General features: G+C 74.6%; 16 protein-coding genes. 8 read left to right on the forward strand and 8 right to left on the reverse strand.

Annotated features, from left to right (window positions below):
• Nucleotides 1-72: 72 nt before the first annotated feature.
• Entirely contained in the window at nucleotides 73-891 is an 819-nt protein-coding gene (locus RM572_RS14245; RefSeq protein ID WP_311673693.1) for an SAM-dependent methyltransferase, read from the forward strand.
• Nucleotides 892-931: 40 nt separating this feature from the next.
• Here the strand turns inward: RM572_RS14245 and RM572_RS14250 are convergent, their stop codons facing one another.
• Nucleotides 932-1,294, reverse strand: coding sequence for an iron chaperone (locus RM572_RS14250; RefSeq protein WP_311673694.1), 363 nt, complete (start codon nucleotides 1,292-1,294; stop codon nucleotides 932-934).
• 99 nt (nucleotides 1,295-1,393) lie between these two features.
• Here RM572_RS14250 and RM572_RS14255 point away from each other — a divergent pair, with 99 nt between their 5' ends.
• Nucleotides 1,394-2,140 (forward strand): hypothetical protein, encoded by a 747-nt coding sequence (locus RM572_RS14255; RefSeq protein ID WP_311673695.1) that lies wholly within the window; start codon nucleotides 1,394-1,396, stop codon nucleotides 2,138-2,140.
• Here the strand turns inward: RM572_RS14255 and RM572_RS14260 are convergent.
• A complete protein-coding gene (locus tag RM572_RS14260) occupies nucleotides 2,124-3,392 on the reverse strand; it encodes a peptidoglycan DD-metalloendopeptidase family protein (RefSeq protein WP_311673696.1) in 1,269 nt (422 codons plus the stop codon). The genes RM572_RS14255 and RM572_RS14260 overlap by 17 nt on opposite strands.
• Nucleotides 3,393-3,511: 119 nt before the next feature.
• Nucleotides 3,512-4,075, reverse strand: coding sequence for a hypothetical protein (locus RM572_RS14265; RefSeq protein WP_311673697.1), 564 nt, complete (start codon nucleotides 4,073-4,075; stop codon nucleotides 3,512-3,514).
• Between the two features lie 220 nt (nucleotides 4,076-4,295).
• Here RM572_RS14265 and RM572_RS14270 point away from each other — a divergent pair, with 220 nt between their 5' ends.
• The 6 genes from RM572_RS14270 (at nucleotide 4,296) to RM572_RS14295 (ending at nucleotide 13,066) form a co-directional block, all read left to right on the forward strand.
• Nucleotides 4,296-5,831: a tannase/feruloyl esterase family alpha/beta hydrolase gene (locus RM572_RS14270; protein WP_394813607.1), complete on the forward strand. Its 1,536-nt coding sequence runs from the start codon at nucleotides 4,296-4,298 to the stop codon at nucleotides 5,829-5,831.
• Between the two features lie 188 nt (nucleotides 5,832-6,019).
• Nucleotides 6,020-6,805, forward strand: a complete 786-nt coding sequence (locus RM572_RS14275; RefSeq protein ID WP_311673698.1) for a 3-hydroxybutyrate dehydrogenase — start codon at nucleotides 6,020-6,022, stop codon at nucleotides 6,803-6,805.
• A 118-nt stretch (nucleotides 6,806-6,923) separates the two neighbouring features.
• Nucleotides 6,924-8,324, forward strand: a complete 1,401-nt coding sequence (locus RM572_RS14280) for an MFS transporter (protein ID WP_311673699.1) — start codon at nucleotides 6,924-6,926, stop codon at nucleotides 8,322-8,324.
• Between the two features lie 93 nt (nucleotides 8,325-8,417).
• A complete protein-coding gene (locus RM572_RS14285; RefSeq protein WP_311673700.1) occupies nucleotides 8,418-10,349 on the forward strand; it encodes a helix-turn-helix domain-containing protein in 1,932 nt (643 codons plus the stop codon).
• Between the two features lie 153 nt (nucleotides 10,350-10,502).
• The gene (locus tag RM572_RS14290; RefSeq protein WP_311673701.1) at nucleotides 10,503-11,360 is read left to right on the forward strand and encodes a VOC family protein; all 858 of its coding nucleotides are present in this window, start codon (nucleotides 10,503-10,505) and stop codon (nucleotides 11,358-11,360) included.
• 194 nt (nucleotides 11,361-11,554) lie between these two features.
• Nucleotides 11,555-13,066, forward strand: a complete 1,512-nt coding sequence (locus RM572_RS14295; RefSeq protein ID WP_311673702.1) for an MFS transporter — start codon at nucleotides 11,555-11,557, stop codon at nucleotides 13,064-13,066.
• Between the two features lie 136 nt (nucleotides 13,067-13,202).
• Here RM572_RS14295 and RM572_RS14300 read toward each other — a convergent pair whose 3' ends face one another.
• From RM572_RS14300 to RM572_RS14320, 5 genes are all read right to left on the reverse strand, one after another.
• Nucleotides 13,203-13,820 carry a dihydrofolate reductase family protein gene (locus RM572_RS14300; RefSeq protein ID WP_311673703.1) on the reverse strand — a complete coding sequence of 206 codons (618 nt, stop codon included), beginning with the start codon at nucleotides 13,818-13,820 and terminating at the stop codon, nucleotides 13,203-13,205.
• Between the two features lie 128 nt (nucleotides 13,821-13,948).
• Complete coding sequence (locus tag RM572_RS14305) at nucleotides 13,949-14,638, reverse strand: S1 family peptidase (protein ID WP_311673704.1); 690 nt, start codon at nucleotides 14,636-14,638, stop codon at nucleotides 13,949-13,951.
• A 117-nt stretch (nucleotides 14,639-14,755) separates the two neighbouring features.
• Nucleotides 14,756-15,361, reverse strand: a complete 606-nt coding sequence (coaE, locus tag RM572_RS14310) for a dephospho-CoA kinase (protein ID WP_311673705.1) — start codon at nucleotides 15,359-15,361, stop codon at nucleotides 14,756-14,758.
• Nucleotides 15,362-15,371: 10 nt separating this feature from the next.
• Nucleotides 15,372-18,227, reverse strand: coding sequence for an MXAN_6230/SCO0854 family RING domain-containing protein (locus RM572_RS14315; protein ID WP_311673706.1), 2,856 nt, complete (start codon nucleotides 18,225-18,227; stop codon nucleotides 15,372-15,374).
• Between the two features lie 186 nt (nucleotides 18,228-18,413).
• Nucleotides 18,414-19,397, reverse strand: coding sequence for a PAC2 family protein (locus RM572_RS14320; protein ID WP_311673707.1), 984 nt, complete (start codon nucleotides 19,395-19,397; stop codon nucleotides 18,414-18,416).
• Between the last annotated feature and the right edge of the window lie 83 nt (nucleotides 19,398-19,480).

Raw genomic sequence — 19,480 nt, forward strand, 5'->3', positions numbered from 1 at the left:
CGGTCACATCGGGCTTCCGGTGTGCAAGTCTGGTCGCGGTCACAGCAGTTGAGAGGCGGAGGGGTTCGAGGGATGGCTGACGACGGCCGGGACGGAACGCGCGGCGACACGATCGCCGACAAGATCGACAACACCGTCCCGCACTCGGCGCGGGTGTGGAACTACCTGCTGGGCGGCAAGGACAACTACGAGCCCGACCGCCAGATCGGCGACCACATCTCCCGTACCTGGCCCGGGCTGGCACTGGTCGCCCGCACCAGCCGCCACATGCTGGCCCGCGCCGTCCGCCACCTCGCCGCGGACGCGGGGGTACGCCAGTTCCTCGACGTGGGCACCGGCCTGCCCACCGTCGACAACACCCACGAGGTCGCCCAGAGCGTCGCCCCGGACGCGCGCGTCGTCTACGTCGACAACGACCCCCTCGTCCTGGTGCACGCCCAGGCGCTCCTCACCAGCACCCCGGAGGGTGCGACCGCCTACGTCGACGCGGACCTCGGCGACGCGGACACGATCCTGGCCGAGGCCGCCGAGGTCCTCGACATGGAGCAGCCGGTCGCCCTCATCCTCATGGGCATCATCGGCCACGTCGCCGACTACGACGAGGCCCGCGCCATGGTGCGCCGCCTCCTCGACGGCCTGCCCTCGGGCAGCTACCTCCTCTACTACGACGGCACCGCCACCAGCGAGGCGATGCTCACCGCGCAGGAGGAGTACAACCGCAGTGGCGCCGTCCCCTACTACGTCCGCACCCCGGAGCAGATCGCCGGCTTCTTCGAGGGCCTCGACCTCGTCGAGCCCGGCGTCGTCCCCGTCACCGCATGGCGCCCGGACCCCGAGCCGGAGCCCCCGGCCACCGTCGACGCCTACGGCGGCCTGGCCCGCAAGCCGTAGGCCGCACAGGCCTGTTCCCCCACGGGCGTGAGAAACCGGGTCAGCAGACAGGGCCGCGGGTGGCGGCCGTGGCGCGGAGGAGGTCGCGGACGAGGGACCAGTCGATGTGGTCGGGGCTGCGGAAGCGGAGGCAGACCTTGCCCATGTCGTGGGCGGCGAGGCGGTCGGCGAAGGCGGCGGTGACGTCCTCCCGCACGTAGAGGGAGAGGTACCGCTTCTGGTTGGCGAAGGCGAACTCGGCTGTGTCTTCGCGCTGGTAGCAGGGCATGCCGTGGGCCATCGTCTCGGTGTGGCCGGCCAGCTCGCTGCGGCACATCTCCCGCAGGCGGTGCAGGGCCGGGCGGCGCTCGGCGGAAGCTTCGGCGAGGTAGGTGTCGACGTCTGTCGCGCTGCTCTGGACCATGCCGCCGGAGTGTAGGAGGCGGCACTGACAGCGGCAGCGAGGCCGGGGCGGTGCGAGAAAGGCGGCGGGGGTGTGGGGCGGCGTCGGTAGGGTGGGCGGGTGGATGAAGCACGACGTTCCGGGCGGCGGGTGCCGGCCAACCGGCCGTTCCTGCTCGGTGAGCTGAACCGGACGGTGCCGGGCGTGGACGACCGGGTGCGGGCACTCGGCGAGGACGCCGGACCGGCGGAGTACGAGGACGTGGCCGACCGGTTGTGGAGTCTGTTCCTGGTCGCTCGCGAGCTGGCGCCGACGCGTTCGCGCACGGGGTGCGACGTGCATCCCGACGGGCCGGTGGATCCGCTCGCGCCCGAGGGGTGGACACGCTGCCTGCTGTGCAACCGGAACCGGCGCATCGGCGACCCTTCGGTGCCGGGCGTGGAGACCGGACGGGCGCCCGGTCAGCGGTACGAGGCACCGCGGCCGCCGTACACCCGCGAGGCGCTGACGGAGGCATTGCGCCGGGTCCGGGAACTGCAGCTGGACCTGGGCCCCACCTCGCCGAACGAGGAGTTCGCGCGGCTCGCGGAGGCGGTGCACCGGGCGTTCGTCACGGCGCGGGAGCTGTCCCGGCCGCGGACGGCCTCCGGATGCGCACGGCACCCCGGCGCCCCCGTGGACCCGACGGCGGAGGAGACCGGCGGCGCGGCGTGCCTGTTCTGCCGGGGCGAGGAGACGCGGCGCGCGCGGCAGGGCCCGCCGGTCCCCCGGCCGCGCCGGACGCGTCCGCGCCGCCGCATCGGGCATCGCATCACGCCCCCGCCCCGGGGAGACCGTCCGGACGGGCCGCCTAGCACCAGCCGTTGACGGGGCCGCTCACACCGGTCCACAGGTAGGCGTCGCTCACCCAGGTGCCGTCCGAGAGGCGGTTCCACAGGCTCGTCGTGCCGTAACGGCCGGTGTGCGACGTGCCGTCGGCCGAGCAGGCGATGTCCACCGTGGCGCCGTCGGCGACGGTTCCGGCCAACCCGTGGCCGGTGCCCGGGCCGGTGCGCTTGTTGAGGTGGGTGCCGCCGAAGGTGTCGATGACGCCCTGCGTGAAGCCGAGGGCGCCGTGGTGGTGGAGGGCACCTCCGGGACCGACCTGACGGCTGCCGAGCAGGGCGTGGCCCTGGTAGGCGCCGCCGCCGTTGAAGAACACCCACCTGCCCAGGGCGTGGCCGGCCACGCCGACGTAGTCGCCGTTCTGGCGGAGCGCGAAGTGCACGTGGCGGCCGGTGGCGGAGCCGCCGCAGGTGACGTCCGTGCCGGTGTCGCCGAGGTAGGTGCCGGTGTTCACCGCGGCGCCGTCGGCGTCGATGTGGTTCCACAGGTGGTAGTAGTCGGTGGCGTAGCCGCGGTCGTGGACGACGCGGATCCAGCCGCGGCACATCGTGTACGCGGTGCCCTGGCGGGCGGCGCGCACGGCCTCGTCGCCGCCGGCGAAGTCGAGGGAGCTCCACGGAGCTGCGGCGCCGGACCAGCCGTGTGGTCCGCTGGTCATGTACGTGGCGCGGTCGGCGGTCGTGGGCAGGGCCATGCCGGTGCGGAAGTCACCCCCGGCGGCGAACGTCCCCCGCCGGTCCGCTGCTCCGCGAGCCTCGGGCCGGCGGGCCTCGGGCCGGCTGCCGTCCTGGGCGGCGAGGAGCGCCTGTTCCCGGCCCTCGACCAGCGGGGCCCGGCGAGCCAGCGCGGCGAAGGCCCGCTCGCCCTCGAGGGCCGCGGTCCACCGTCCGTCGTCGCGTTCGGCGAGGAACAGCCAGCCCTGGGGCAGGGGTGCGGAGCCGGGTTCGGTCGCGAGCACGGCGGTGCCGAAGGCCCAGTCGCCGGACCTCCGTGTGACCTGGACGCGGGGCTTGGTGGCGGCGGTGGTCCGCGCGGTGCGGGCGCGGTCGGCGAGGCGTTCGGTCACGGCGGCGGCCGGGCCGGTCTCGGGGCGTGCGGCGGACGCGGCGGACGCACCGGGAGCGGCGGACGCGGCGGCGCCGGCCGGCGGGGAGACGGCGAGTGCGCCGGCGAGTGCCAGCGCGGCGGCGGTGACCCGCGCCCAGCGGGCGTGGCGTCGTCTTCGGACGGACATGGGACCTCCCGGGGTCGGACGTACGGACGGCACGGTGCACCGGGCGAGGTGGGCGCGGGGCGCGCCGGACGGGCCGCGCGGGGCCCGTCCGGCGCGCTCACCGAGGAGGGGCGGACGGCTCAGCAGCCGCCGCAGTTGTAGAAGGTGACGTCCCAGTGGTTGCTCTCGCGGGCGTAGATGTTGCCCGAGGCGGCCTCGTACAGCGCCGCTCCGTCACCGCGGTCGCCGATGTAGGTGAAATTGCCGGTGATGTAGCCGCTGACGCAGCTGGTGGGGCGGAAGTCGAGCTTGTAGCCGTTCCAGTGGCTGTAGGTGCCGCCGGCGTGGCCGGTCTCCGTGCCGCCGGTGATGTGGAGGGCGCATCCGCTGGCGCTCTTGAGCGTCTGGGCGCCCTGCACGGTGGCCAGGTTGATCTGGGAGAACGAGGTGCAGGTGGGGGTGTTGCGGTCCGAACAGCCGCCGGTTGACGACCAGGTGATCCCGGAGGAGCTGAAGCGGGACGCGGCGTCGGAGTGCGAGAGCTTGGTGGCGGCGAGGGCGGGCGCGGCCGGTGCGGGGGCGGCCGTCGCGGTGGGGGGAGCCGCGGTCTCGGCGGCGGTGGCGAGGCCGACGCCCGGGGCGGCGACCAGGGAGCAGGCGAGGGCGACGGCGCCCAGGCCGGAGCGGAGGCGAGACACGCTCATGGGGGGTTCCTCCAGCGAAAGTGAACGTCGCGCACACGTTGTCGTGCACACGTCGTGTCTGATGATGCCCGAGATCTACGCGCGTGCAAGGCCCCGGCGAGGCACATCCCTGCGGAAGCCACCGTCGAGCGGCCGATTGTGGTGCCCCGCACCATGTCGCGGCGGGGCCGACCTCCGTACGGTGTCCGGCGCCCTGACGATCCGACAGCCGGAGGTCGCCGTGCCGCCCACACCCACCAGACCGCCCCGACCGGGCCGCCCCCGGCGCGCCCCGTGGTCCCGCCGCGAGGGCGCCGCGGACCGGCGCCGCCGCGGCACGTACACCGCACCGCTGGCAGCCGCGGCCGGCCTGCTGCTGTGCGGCGGCCTCCTCTCCCCCGCCGCCGCCTCCCCCGCCGGGCCCGACGGGCGCGGCGGGGAAGGCCACTGCGACCGTCTGGACCGCGTCCGCGTCCCCGGCGCCGCACACCAGCAGGCCGCCTGCCTGGCCGAGTTGACCACGGCCGGGACCGTGGAGTCGGGCCACACCGTGCCCGCCGACTGGGCGGGGCTGACGGCGTCGGGCACGGACGTGCCGACCGGCGTCCCCGGCATCCAGATCGACGGCTACTTCCCGGACTCCTCGAGCGGCAACACCCACCACGGCTGGGACCACGACGCGCAGTTCGTGATCCGCCTCCCCGACGACTGGAACGGCGGGCTGGTCGTCACGGGCGCGCCGGGGGTCCGCGCGCAGTACGCGAACGACCGGGCCATCGCCGACCACGTGCTGTCGCGCGGCTACGCGTTCGCCTCCACGGACAAGGGGAACGTCGGCGGCACGTTCTTCCGGGACGGCCGCCGCCCCGGCGACGCCGTGGCCGAGTGGAACCGCCGCGTCACCCAGCTGACCCGCGCAGCCCGCGCGGCCGTCGTCCAGCGCTACCACCGGCCGCCGGAGCGCACGCTCGCCGCCGGGATGTCCAACGGCGGCTACCTGGTGCGCTGGCAGCTGGAGAACCGGCCGTGGCTCTACGACGGCGGCGTGGACTGGGAGGGCACGCTCTGGCGCGCCGACGGCCGCGGCCGGGCGGAGACCGGACGGGGCCCGAACCTGTTCACCTTCCTGCCACCCGCGCTGCGCGCCTACCCCGCCTACGCAGCCGGCGGCGAAGGGGCCGACGAGGCGCACGCCCGCATGGTGGACGCCGGGTTCCCGGCCGGGTCGGAGTTCCTCTGGCCGTACCACCACGACTTCTACTGGGACGTCACCCAGCGCATCTACCGGGAGGAGTTCGACCCCGGGTACGACGGCGACCGCGAGGCCGGCACGCCGTACTGCCCGCCCGGCTCCGGCCCCGGCTGCGACACCGACTACGCGTACGCGGACCGCCCGCACCAGGTGCACCGGGCGGTGGAGCGGATCGGGCTGACCGGCCGGATCGGACGGCCGCTGATCACCTTCCACGGCACGCTGGACGTGCTGCTGCCGATCAGCCGGTCCTCCGACGTCTACACCCGCATGGTGCGCGACGCCGGACGCGAGGACCTGCTGCGGTACTACCGCATCGCGGACGGCACCCACGTCGACGGCCTGTTCGACACCTACCCGGAACGGCTCCGGCCGCTGGAGCCCTGCTTCCGCTCCTCGTTCGCCGCACTGGACGGCTGGCTCGACGGGCGCTCCCGGCCCCCGCACAGCCGTACGATCGAGCGGCCCGCCGGCGCGGACCGCGACGCGCTGACGGCCTCCTGCCGGCTGGACGCCGCCGGCTGACCGTCCCCCGGCGAACCCGCTGCGGCCCCGGGCCGCCCGTCGTGCCCCGGAGCGGGCCCGCCCACCCCGGCGGGCCCGCTCCGGCACGTCACCCCGAAGAGCGGTGTGGGGGAACACCATACCTACGGGCGTCACTGTGGTGATCCCACCTGTAGGCGTGGCAGCCGTGCGTCCCTACCGTTCACGCCATGACAAGCCGATTCGACGCGGGCGTCACCGCGCCCCCCGCCGCCGACCTCTCCGGCCGCACCGCCATGGTGACCGGCGGCGGCAGCGGCATCGGGCGGGCCGTCGCCCGCGCGCTGGCGGCGGCCGGGGCGGACGTGCACGTCGTGGACGTGGACGCCGAGGCCGCCAAGGCGGTCGCGGAGGACACCGGCGGCCGGCCGCACGCCGTGGACCTGGCCGACGCCGGGGCGCTGGAACAGCTCCCGTCCGAGGTCGACATCCTGGTGAACAACGCCGGGCTGCAGCACGTCGCCCCGCTGGAGGCGTTCCCGCCGGAACGTTTCGCGCAGATCCAGAAGGTGATGGTCACCGCGCCGTTCCTGCTGCTGCGCCGCACCCTGCCGCACATGTACGCGCAGGGCTGGGGGCGGGTGGTGAACGTGTCGAGCGTGCACGGCCTGCGCGCCAGCCCGTACAAGGCCGCCTACGTCGCCGCGAAGCACGCCCTGGAAGGGCTGAGCAAGGTCACCGCCCTGGAGGGCGCGGCGTACGGCGTGACCAGCAACTGCGTCAATCCGGGCTACGTGCGCACCCCGCTCGTCGAGGGCCAGATAGCGGACCAGGCGGAGGCGCACGGCATCCCCGAGGAGAGGGTGGTGCGCGAGGTGATGCTGGAACGCTCGGCGATCAAGCGGCTGATCGAGCCGGAGGAGGTGGCGGGCCTCGCGGTGTGGCTCTGCGGCCCGCACACCGGCTACCTCACCGGTGCCTCACTCCCCGTCGACGGCGGCTGGACCGCCCACTGACGCCGGCGCGACCGCCGCACCTCCCGGTCCCCCACCCCCCGTCCCCGCGCCCGCACCCACCCGCACCCGCACCACCGTCCCCGTTCAGCTCCACCCAGCGAAGAGTGGTGAACCTCCCATGGCAGCAACCCCGCAGCCGGACGTCAGAGACAAGACCCGCATCGGCCGCGTCATCAGCGCGAGCATCATCGGCACCACCATCGAGTGGTACGACTTCTTCCTCTACGGCCTGGCCGCCGCGCTCGTCTTCGACAAGCTGTTCTTCCCGGAGAACGACCCGCTGGTCGGCACACTGCTGGCGTTCGCCACGTTCGCCATCGGCTTCGCGGCCCGCCCGATCGGCGGCCTGGTCTTCGGGCACTACGGCGACAAGATCGGCCGCAAGAAGCTGCTGGTCGTCAGCCTGATGCTGATGGGCGGCTCGACCTTCGCGATGGGCCTGCTGCCGACGCACGCGACCGTGGGCGCGCTGGCGCCGGCGCTGCTCGTGCTGCTGCGCCTGGTCCAGGGCTTCGCCCTGGGCGGCGAGTGGGGCGGCGCCGTGCTGATGGTGTCCGAACACGGCGGGCCGGAACGGCGCGGGTTCTGGGCCTCCTGGCCGCAGTCCGGCGCGCCCGGCGGCAACCTCCTCGCCACCGGTGTTCTGGCGGTGCTCGCCGCCGTGCAGACCGACGAGGCGTTCCTCGCCTGGGGCTGGCGCATCCCGTTCCTGCTGTCCGGCGTGCTGGTCGTCGTCGGCCTGTGGATCCGGCTGGTGGTCAGCGAGTCGCCTGTCTTCCTGGAGGCGCAGCGCAAGGCCGCGGAGATCAAGAAGGAGACCGGCGGCGACGAGCAGGCCCCGGTCGTGGAGGTCTTCCGGTCCAGCTGGCGCGAGGTCCTCACCGCGATCGGCGCCCGGTTCGGTGAGAACATCTCATACTACATCATCACCTCGTTCCTGGTGGTGTACCTCACCACCCAGCTCGGACTGGACAAGTCCACGGCGCTCAACGCGGTGCTGATCGCCTCCGCCGTCCACTTCGTCACCATCCCCCTGTGGGGTGCCCTGTCCGACCGGGTCGGCAGGCGCCCGGTGATCGCGATCGGCGGCCTGGGCATGGCGGTGTGGGCGTTCCTGTTCTTCCCCGTGCTCGACACCGAGTCCTTCGCTGCCATCACGGTCGCGGTGACGATCGGTCTGCTCTTCCACGGCGCGATGTACGGCCCGCAGGCCGCGTACATCTCCGAGATGTTCGACACCAAGGTGCGCTACACGGGTGCCTCGATGGGCGCGCAGGTCGCCTCGATCGTCGCGGGTTCCATCGCTCCGCTCATCGCGGTCGCCCTGCTCGACGCGTTCGGCTCCTCGGTGCCGGTCTCCCTCTACCTCGCCTTCGCGTCGGTGGTCACCGCGGCGGTGGTCCTGGCGAGCCGGGAGACCCGTGGCCGGGACCTCACCAAGGACCTGCGCACCACCGGCGTCCGGGACGACTCGGGAGAGGTGAAGGCCACCGCCGGGTCCGCCTCCGTGTCCGGCTGACGCACCGGGCGGGCGCACCCGCCCCGCCGCACCCCTCCCGGCCTTCCCGGGAGGGGCGCGGTCACCTCGACGGCCCGCTGGAAAGCACCCCGTATGCTCCCCACCGTGACAGCCACCGGCTCCCCCCGAACCCAGGGCGCCCTGCGCACGCTGCTCGACCTGCTCGCCGCCGGCGCCCCCGCCGAGGACTTCGCCCGCCCTGCCGCCCGGGCACGTGCCGACGGCGCCTCGGCCGCCGAACTGGCCGAGGTGGACGAGGCGACCCGGGTGGCGCTGCGCATCCGCCGGACCCTGAGCCAGCACCGGGTGAGGGAGGCGGAACTGACCGCCCTCTTCGACACCGCCAGCGACCTCGCCGCGCTGCGCGACCTGGACGCGGTGCTGCGGGCCATCGTGCACCGCGCCAAGCTGCTGCTCGGCACCGACATCACCTACCTGTCGCTGAACGACGAAACGGCCGGCGACACGTACATGCGAGTGACCGACGGCTCGGTCGCCGCCTCCTTCCAGCAGGTCCGGCTGGGGATGGGCGAAGGGCTCGGCGGACTCGTCGCCCAGTCCGCACGGCCGTACGCCACCGACGACTACCAGGCCGACAACCGCTTCCATCACACCGACACCATCGACGGCGCGGTCCTCGACGAGGGGCTGCGGGCCATCCTCGGCGTGCCGCTGCGGCTGGGCTCCCGCGTGATCGGCGTGCTCTACGCCGCGGACCGCACGCCGCGCCGCTTCGCGCGCGAGGAGGTGGCGCTGCTCTCCTCGCTCGCCGACCATGCGGCGATCGCCATCGACGGCGCGCGGCTGCTGGAGGAGACCCGCACGGCGCTGGGCGACCTGGGCGCGGCGAACGACACCATCCGCGCGCACAACCAGGCCATGCACCGCACCGAGGAGGCCCACGACCATCTCACCGACCTGGTGCTGCGCGGCGCCGACGCCACGGAGGTGGCGGCCGGGATCGCCGCCCTGCTGGACGGCGGCATCCTCATCCACGACGCGGACGGCACCGAACTGGCCCGCACCGGAACGGCGCCGCTCACGCCGCCGGTCGACGGCGTGGCCGCCTCCCGCACCAGCGGGCGGGCCGTCCCCGTCGAGGCCGCGGCCGGTACCTGGGTGTGCGCGGTGCTCGCCGGCCCGGAGCTGCTGGGCAGCATCGCCCTCACCGGCCGGCCGGACCTGCCGGACACCGACCGGCTGCTGTTCGAACGCGCCGGGATCGTCACCGCACTGCTCCTGCTGCTGCGCCGCTCGGCCGCGGAGACCGAGGACCGGGTGCGGGCGGAGCTGCTGTACGACCTGCTGACCGCGACCGGGGACGGCGGAGCGCTGGCCGCACGCGCCCGTCGGGTCGGCGTCCAGCTGTCACGGCCGCACGCCGTGCTCGTGGCGCACGGCGAGGCGGCGACCCGGCAGCGGCTGCTGTCGGCGGCGGCGCAGAGCGCCCGCACCCGGGGCGGGCTGGCGGGCATCCACCACGACCACGTGGTGCTCGCCGTGCCGTCGAAGGCTCCCGGCCGGTGCGCCCAGGAGATGGCGGCGGAACTGGGCAAGGCGCTCGGTTCGCCGGTCACCGTGGGCGCGGCGGGCGCGGCCGCGGAGCCGGGCACCGGCGACGGGACCGGCTCGCTGCCCACGGCACACGAGGAGGCGCAGCGGTGCCTGTCCGCGCTGCTGGCGCTCGGCCACACCGGGAACGGCGCCGCCCTTCCGGACCTGGGGTTCCTCGGCGTGCTGCTCGGCGACCAGGCCGACCTGGCCGGATACGTGCGGAACACGCTGGGGCCGGTGCTGGACTACGACGCCCGGCGCGGCACGGAACTGGTGCGCACGCTGGACGCGTACTTCGTGCACGGTGCCAGCCTGACCCGCACCAAGACGGCGCTGCACATCCACGTCAACACGGTGGTGCAGCGGCTGGAGCGCATCGGACGGCTGCTGGGCAAGGACTGGAACGCCCCCGCCCGGTCGCTGGAGATCCAGCTGGCGCTGCGGCTGCACCACCTGGCCCAGGATCTCTGAGGCCGGGCCGGTCCCGGGGCGCCTGACCGGCCGCCGCGGTGTCCTGCCCGTCCCGCGCGGGTGTCCGCCCGTCCCACGCCGTCCCGCAGATGTCCCACAGATGTCCCGCGGTGTCCGGATGCGGCCCGCGCACGCCGGTGTCACCGTGGAGCCATGAAGATCACGGAGCCGGTGCTGGGCGCTCCCTGCTGGGCCGAACTGGGCACACCCGACGTCGCGGATGCCGGACGGTTCTACGGCGGACTGTTCGGCTGGACTCCGGAGGAGGACGCCAGTCCCGAGGCCGGCGGTTACACGATGATGCTTCTGGACGACGACCCGGTCGCGGCCGCGACTCCGCTGTACCAGACCGACCAGCCGGTGGCCTGGACGATGGCGGTGTCGGTCGCCGACGCCGACGTGGTCGCGGAGCGGGTGCGGGAGACCGGCGGCGCCGTGCTGATGGAGCCCATGGACGTGTTCGACCTGGGCCGGTTCGCGGTGGTCGCCGACCCCGGAGGGGCGGTCTTCACCCTCTGGCAGGCCGGGCTGTTCCGGGGCGCGGCGCGCCTGGACGAACGCGGGGCGCTGTGCTGGGTGGAACTCGCCACCCGCGACACGGTCGCGGCGCGCGCCTTCTACACCACCGCCCTCGGCTGGACCGCGACCGGCGGTGACGCCGCCGGTGACGCGGAAGGGAGCAACGGCGGCGGTCCGTACGGCGGATACACCCAATGGGGCATCGGCGGCCGGGACTTCGGCGGCATGGTGCGCATGACCGACGACCGCTTTCCGCCCGGCGTGCCCCCGCACTGGCTGCTCTACTTCGCGGTCGACGACGTGGACGCCTCGGTCGCCCACGCCCTGGAACTGGGCGGGGGCACCACCTTCCCCGCCGTGGACGTCCCCGGGACGGGCCGGGTCGCCGGACTGACCGATCCGCAGGGCGGGGCCTTCGCGCTGTACACCCCGGAGAGCTACCGCTCGGCCGGGCGCGCGGCCAGCCGGGGGCTGACGGCGGACGGCTCCTGACGGCGGACGGCTCCTGAGCACAGGCGGCTCCTGACGGCGGACCGCGTCCCGGAGGAACGACGCGCGCACGGCGTGGCGGCGCCCGCTCCCGCATGGCGGGCCGCTGACGGGGCACCCGGCGTCCGGACACCGCCCCGAGGGCGGCGCCTCGGAGGCAGCGAGCCCGGTACCACCGGGGGCGGGAGGAGTTCCGGATGGGAGCGCCACACGACCACGACGGCACGGGTCCCGGCGGCGGAGAGCCGAGCGGGACCCCCGGCGGGTACGGCACCGTCACCACCGCCGTACCGGCCCGGCTGGACCGGCTGCCGTGGTCACGGTGGCACTGGATGATCGTGATCGGCCTCGGCACCGTCTGGATCCTGGACGGTTTCGAGGTCACCATCGTCGGCAACATGGCCGCCCGGCTCGCCGAGGACGGCAGCGGCCTGGACATCTCCGCGGCGCAGGTCACCGGCATCGCCGCCGCCCTCTACGTCGCGGGCGCCTGCACGGGTGCGTTGTTCTTCGGCTGGCTGACGGACCGGTACGGGCGCAAGAAGCTGTTCATGATCACCCTGGGCGTGTACCTGGCGGCCACCGCGCTGACCGCGCTGTCCTTCGAGTCGTGGTGGTTCTTCCTCTTCCGCTTCCTGACCGGCTTCGGTATCGGCGGCGAGTACGCGGCCATCAACTCCGCGATCGACGAGCTGATCCCGTCGTTCTACCGGGGGCGCGTCGACCTGATCATCAACGGCAGCTTCTGGCTGGGCGCCATCGGCGGCTCCCTGCTGTCCATCGTCCTGCTCGACACGGACGTCTTCGCCCAGGACCTGGGCTGGCGGCTGGCGTTCGCCTTCGGCGTGGTGCTCGGCCTGGTGATCCTGCTGGTTCGGCGCAACGTGCCGGAGAGTCCACGGTGGCAGTTCATCCACGGACGCGGCCAGAAGGCCGAGAGCCTGGTCTCCGGCGTGGAGGACGAGATCCGCCGGGAGACCGGGAGGGAACTCCCGCCGCCCGCCGGGGAGATCACCATCCACCAGCGCAAGTCGATCGGTTTCGGCCTCATCGCGAAGACCGTCTTCAGCAGGTACCGGCGCCGCGCGGTCCTCGGGCTGTCCCTGTTCATCGGGCAGGCGTTCCTCTACAACGCCATCACCTTCGGTTTCGGCTCCATCCTCGCCACCTTCTTCGACGTGCCGTCCGGCAACGTGGGCTACTTCTTCGCGGTGATCGCCGCCGGCAACTTCCTGGGTCCGTTGCTCCTGGGCAAGCTCTTCGACACCGTCGGCCGCCGCGTCATGATCTCCGGCACCTACCTGCTGTCCGGTGTGCTGCTGTTCGGCACGGCCTACCTGTTCGACAACGGCCACCTCACGGCGAACACGCTCACCGCCTGCTGGGCCGTGGTGCTGTTCTTCGCCTCCGCGGGCGCCAGCAGCGCCTACCTGACGGTCTCCGAGGTCTTCCCGATGGAGACCCGCGCGATGTCGATCGCGTTCTTCTACGCCATCGGCACGGCGGCCGGCGGCATCAGCGGGCCGCTGATCTTCTCCAAGCTCACCGAGTCGGGCGTGGTCGGCGAGACGACGCTGGCCTTCCAGATCGGCGCCGGACTCATGTGCGCCGCGGGCCTGGTGGCGGCGGCGCTCGCCGTCCCGGCGGAGCGCCGCTCGCTGGAGGACATCGCCACCCCGCTGTCCACCGTGGACCCCGCGGACGCCTGATCCGCTGGTCGCGTGCGCGGGGCGCCCCCCTCTTCGCGTCCGTCCGGCCGGACCGGCGCCGGGCGGGGCACCGGCGGACGGGGAGAGCGGGGCGCCGGGGTGGTGAAGGGGGCCAGGAAGGGCGGGCGGAACGGCGTCACGACGGCTCGCCGAACGTGCCGTACTCGGGAACGCCGGCCGGCCGGTAGACGCTGACGACCACACCGGTGCCGGTGGTGTCGCTCCGCACCAGCCGCAGCGCGGCAGGCGCCGCGCCCTCGGGGAACAGGCGGCGGCCCGCGCCCAGCACCACCGGGTACGTCAGCAGCCGGTACTCGTCGATCAGGTCGTGCCGCATCAGGGTGTGCGCCAGGTCGCCGCTGCCGTGCACCTGGAGCTCCCGGCCGGGCTGCCGCTTCAGTTCGGCCACGCGGCCGGGCAGGTCCTCGGCGACGACCGTGGTGCCGGCCCAGTCGGCGTGGTCCAGGGTGCGCGAGGCCACGTACTTCGGCAGCCGGTTCAGCGGCCCGGCGATCGGGTCGTCGGGGTCGGTGGCCCGCGGCCAGTAGGCGGCGAAGATCTCGTAGGTGCGGCGGCCGAGGAGGAAGGCGTCCGCCTCGGCGAACCAGGTGGTGACGGCCTTCCCCATGTCGTCGTCGGCGTAGGGGACCAGCCATCCGCCCTGCTCGAAACCGCCGCTGCGGTCCTCGTCGGGCGCGCCGGGGGCCTGCATGACGCCGTCCAGGCTCACGAAGGTGGTCAGGGTCAGTCGCATCGGTGTGCTCCTCCCGTCTCGCGGGCCCGCCGGGGGTGCGGTCCCTCACCGAGTACGACGGCAGCCGCGCCCGGAACTCATCGCTCCGGGACGCCACGGCGACGGGAGGAGCAGCGGTCCCGCCGGCGTCAGTAGACGGCGAGACCGTAGGTGCTGAGCACCTCGTGCACGGGCAGGTGGTACGCGCTGCCGCCGGCGGCGCAGTTCGAGCCGCCGAGGACGAGCCCGAGCGCCACCGTGCCGCTGAAGCCGGGCGCGCCCGCGTCGCCGGGCTCGGCACAGTCGGTGGCCCGGAAGGCGCCGTACACGATGCCGTCCGGGAACTGGATGGTGACGTTCACGGCCTGCACCACGCCGCAGCGCAGGCCGCTGGTACGGCCGGCGTGGCACACGTTCTGCCCCACGCGCGGGGCGGCGGAGCCGGTGATGTCGACGTGGTCGCCTCCGACGGTGATCTCGCCGGGGAAGGACACCTCGGGGTTGGTGTACCGGATCAGCGCGGCCGTGCCGGGCCCGGGGAGGCCTCCGCCCGCGGTGCCCACCTCGACCGTGCGGCCCGCGTCGGCATACCAGGTCGAGGCGCCCTCGGCACAGGCGCCGAGCACGATGCCGTAGCGGGTGCCGCTCGACGAACGGGCGTTGAACCCGACCTGGCACGCGCCGCCGTGATCGCCGTACACCGTGTCGCCGCCCCGTACGGCGTACTGCTGGACGGCGTTCTGGTCCTGCGCGGCGCTCGGCCCGGCCGACAGGGCCAGTGCGCCCAAGGCGGCCAGCAGCGCCGTCACGATCCGTCCGTGTCCTCTTCCGCTTCTCATCCGCGCCTCCACTCGATTCCGGTCACCCGGGCATTGTGGAGGGCGGGGCCGCATCCGCCCAGAGCGCGGCGGGCCGAACCCGCCCTGCTGGAAGGGGACTTGCCCGGCAGGCGGCCGCTACGACCGCCGGTCGGCGGCTCGCCGCAGGTCGTCCCAGAGGCGGCGGACCCGGGGTTCCAGCTCCTGAAGCGGCCCGTCGTTGTCGAGGACGACGTCGGCGACGGCGCGCCGGTCCTCCCGGGTGGCCTGGGCGGCCATCCGGGCGCGGGCGTCGGACTCCGGCATGCCGCGCAGCCGGACGAGCCGGTCCAGCTGCGTCTCCGGCGACGCGTCCACGACCACCACCGTGTCGTAGAGCGGGGCCAGTCCGTTCTCGGCCAGCAGCGGCACGTCGTGCACGACGACCGCGTCGTCCCCGGCCGCGGCCTCCAGTTCGGCGGAACGCGCGGCGACCAGGGGGTGGACGATGGCGTTGAGGGCGGCGCGCCGTCCGGCGTCGGCGAACACGAGGGCGCCGAGCTTCGGACGGTCCAGTGTGCCGTCCGCGGCCAGCACGTCCGGGCCGAACTCGGCGACCACGGCGTCGAGTCCGGGGGTGCCGGGCTCCACGACCTCCCGCGCGATGCGGTCGGCGTCGACGAGCACCGCCCCGTAGGACCGCAGCAGCCGCGACACCTCGCTCTTGCCCGCTCCGATCCCGCCGGTCAGTCCCACCTTCAGCATGCGGGCCAGGCTATACGGCGCGCGGCGCCAGCTCCGCCGTCAGGTCTCCCACGGTGACCCGGTCAAGGCCGGAGTCGTCCGCCGGACCGGGGAAGAGCCGGTACGCCGTGCCGGCCGCGTCCGCGGGCAGGCCGGGCACGTCCGCGTGCACCAGGGCGCAGAACAGGCGAGCGCCGGCGGCCACCGCCAGCGCGGGCGCCTGCCGTGCGCCCGCGGCGACGGCGTCGGGGGCCCACCGCTGCCGGACCCGGTCGGCGAAGGCGTGCACCGTCTCCCCGGCCCGGCGCCGGTAGACGTGGTGCGCCGTACCGTCCCGCACCACCACCTCACCGCCGTCCCGGAGGCGGGCGGCGGCCCGCCAGCAGGCCAGGTCCCACAGCGTGACCCGGGAGCCGTCGCCGAACACGTCGTCCAGCGCGCGGGCCAGGGCGCCGAGCCGGTCGCGGTGGCGCCACACGTCGTCCCCGGGGCCCTGGCCGGCCAGGGTCACGTCCGTCCAGCGCGCGGTCCGCTTCTCCACGTCGACGGTCATCGGCATGCTGATCTTCGCGTCGCCGTCGAGGTCGAAGCGCTGCCGCACGGCGCGCGGGTCGTACCGGGCGTTCTGCGGAGCGGACGCCGCGGCCCGCGTGCGGCTGCGGCGGGTGCGCCGGGGGGTCCCCGCGGACTGGTCGTCGGCGGCTTCGAGGCGCATGAACCCGGCGAACGCGTCGGGGAGTTCGTGGAACGGCGTGTCGGTGAACGAGAACACCACGACGACCAGATGGCGGGCGCCTGCCCGGGCGAGCCGCGGCAGGTCCAGGTCCACGTACTCGGTCGCGCCGTGCGGGGCGGGGGCCGAGGTGAAGTCGCCGGAGTGCAGGGCGGCGGCCCCCGCGTAGGAGAGGTGGGTGTAGTCGCAGAGGCCGAGGAAACGCCGCTCCGCGTCGTAGACCGCCACGGACAGGTCGAGGTCGACCCGCAGACCGCGCGGCTGCGTCCAGTGCAGGAACAGCCGCACGCGTTCGCCGTGGCCGGGCATCGCGAGTGCGCTGCCCCGCGGGATGTCCACCAGGGCCGCGGAGCCGCCCCTGGTGGCGGACGGCAGCGGGACGCGGTCGAGGGCGGCGTCCAGCACGGCCGTGTCGTAGTGGGCGTCGGCGCCGGTGCCGACGGTGTCCGCGGCGGCGAGGCGGTCGAGGAGTTCCCCTTCGAGGAGCGCGCACAGGTCGCCGGCCATGCCGGGGTCGAGCGGCAGCCGCCGGTCGGGCGCGGTGTACGCCTTGGCGACGCTGCCGCGCGGGAAGTACACCCGGCGCGGCGCCTCGTCGGGCGCCGCCGGCCCTACGGTGGTGCCGTCCGTGTCGCGGGCGCGGCGCAGCTCGCCCAGGGCGCCCAGCAGCGGCCCGGGTTCGGCACGCGGCAGGGCGGTGGCGAGGGCGTCCACGAGAGCGTCGGGGACCGAGCCGGCGGTGAACGTCGCGATCTGCAGCAGATGCCGCAGACGGCGCAGAAGTTCGCCGGGCCGCGCGGCGAGCAGCCGCGCGGCCCGCTCGACGTCGTACAGGGCGAGCGCCGCCTCGACCCGGCCGGCCCAGGTGACCGGGCGCAGCCGGTCGCCGACGCGGCGGACGTGCCGGGGATGGGCGGCGGCCTCGGCCAGCAGCACGTCGGCCAGCGGGTCGCCGTCGCGGAGCACGGTGCCGCGCAGCGTGGCGAAGGCGAGAGCGCCGCGAGGGTGGCGCGCGGCGTACTCGAAAGGGTGCAGCGACTCGGCCGCGCGCTTCCAGAGCCGGGGGTGCCGGCCGAGGTCCTCGACGAGCGAGGCGAGGGGCAGCCCGTCGAGGACGGAGAGCAGCAGGCGCCGCAGCGGGCGCGGCAGGGAACGCATCCGCAGCGGCGGCGCGAGCAGGTCGGGGTCGGCACACGACCGCACGCACAGCAGCCTCAGCACGTCGGTCGCCGTGTCGAGATGGGCGCGCAGGAGGGGTGCGAGGCCGGTGGGGTCGTGGGCGCCCGTCAGCAGGGCGTCCAGCGCGAGGGCCTTGCTCTCCCGGAGCGGTATCGCGCCGGGCATCCAGGACGTGTCGCCGTCGCCGGCGGCCATGGCCAGCAGCAGGCGGAGGTCGTCGTGGTCCTGCGGCGTGAGCGGAGTCCGGCGGGCGAGAAGACCCGCCAGCTCCTCGCGCGCGGCGGCCTCGCGCGACGGCGCGTGGTGCAGCACCCGCAGGACGGCAGGCGGGCCGGCGGCGTCCGGCAGGGCGACGGCGCGCGGGTCGGTGGGGGTGCCGGTGGGCGTGACCTGCAGGCAGACGGGGCAGCAGAACCACTCGCAGCACTCCTCGCAGCAGGCGGATCCCTGCGTCCGCCAGCAGCGGTCGCACACCAGATGGCCGCAACCGAGGAGGGAGGAGACGCCGGGCACGACGGCCGCGCAGGCCATGCAGGGCTGGTCGGGCAGAGCGGCGAGATGGGCGCGCACCCGGCGGGTGAACAGGCCGTGCGCCTCACCGCGCGGCGGCCCGTGGGGGAAGTCGCTGAAGAGCGGGCGGTGGGTGCGGTCGGCGCCGAGCAGGGCGTCGACGCCGGCGAGGAGCCGTCCCCCGGTGTCGGCGAGCGGGGTCTCCGGGAGGCGGGACAGCGCACGGCGCAGCGCGGCCGTCAGCACGTGGCCGCGCTCGGCGAGGTCCGCCTCGAGCGCGGTGAGACCCTCGGCCCGCCGCCGCTCCGGCGCGTCGGGTACGGCGGGCGCGTCCGGCGCGGCGGGTACGTCCGGCGCCGCCGGTGCGTCCGGCGCGGCGTGGGCGGGAGCGCGGTCGCCCCCGGCCGCGACGACCACGGCGCCCCGGCGGCGCAGCAGCAGTGTGTCGATGTCCTCGGCGCTCACGGCCGGCCCCCGTCCCTCGGCGTGCGAGGCGCGGGGACGGAGAGTGGGTGCGCTGGATTCCTTACCGATGGGATGAAGAAGGAAGCACACCGCGGAGCCGTCCCCGCGCAGGTCCCGACTATGCCGCGGGAACCACCGGGCCCGCATCCGGTTTTCGTACACGGAGGCGGCCGGGGGCGCGGGGGATCAGGCCTCGCCGGGGCCGGGGTCGTCGTGCCGGCCGGGTCCGCCGCTCGCGTCGTGCTCGGCGAGGAAACGTTCGAAGACCTCGCCGAGTTCGTCGGCGGAGGGCAGATCGGACGGCTCGGCGACCAGGTTGCCGCGCGTCTCGGCGCCGGCGACCGCGTCGTACTGCTGCTCCAGGCCGCGCACCACGGACACGAGTTCCTCGTCGCCCTCGGCGAGCTGACGCTCGATCTCGTTCTGCGTGCTGAGCGCGTCACCGCGCAGCGCGTGCGCGAGGTCGGGCAGGACCAGGCCCGTCGCGGAGGTGAGGGCCTCGACCACGACCAGCGCGGCGTCCGGGTAGGGCGAACGGGCGATGTAGTGCGGCACGTGCGCGGCGACGCCGAGCACGTCGTGGCCCGCCTCGCCCAGCCGGTACTCCAGCAGCGCGGCGGCGCTGCCGGGGACCTGCGCCTCCTCGAAGAACGGCTCCGGGCGGGCCGGGACCAGGTCGGTGCGGTTGCCGTGCGGGGTGAGGCCGACCGGCCGAGTGTGCGGCACGCCCATCGGGATGCCGTGGAAGGTGACGGCGAGGCGCACCCCGACCCGGGCGACGATCTCGCGCACGGCCTCGGTGAAGGTCTCCCACAGCACGTCCGGTTCGGGACCGGACAGCAGCAGGAACGGCGCACCGGTGCCGTCCCGCAGCAGCTTAAGTTCCAGGGTGGGCCTCTCGTACGCGACCCACCTGTCGCGCCGGAAGGTCATCGCCGGACGGCGCGAGCGGTAGTCGGTGAGGCGGTCGGCGTCGAAGCGGGCCACAGTGAGGGGCTGCTGCTCGTCCAGCAGCCGCTCGGTGATCTGCCCGCCGGTGTCGCCGGCGTCGATGAAGCCCTCGAAGTGGTAGAGGAGGACAAGCCCGGAGGTGTCCCCGCCGCCGATGATCTCGTCCACGGCGCGGAGGCCGTCCGGCTCCCACTCGTACAGGCCCTTGGGTTCCAGCACGCTCAGCTCCTTGTCGACTACGTCCGTGCCAACGCGTGGCGGCACGTGGTCATTCCCGAAAGGGCCGGGACCTCGGGGCGACC

The organism is Streptomyces hazeniae (assembly GCF_031845485.1).
Taxonomy (GTDB): Bacteria; Actinomycetota; Actinomycetes; order Streptomycetales; family Streptomycetaceae; genus Streptomyces; species Streptomyces hazeniae.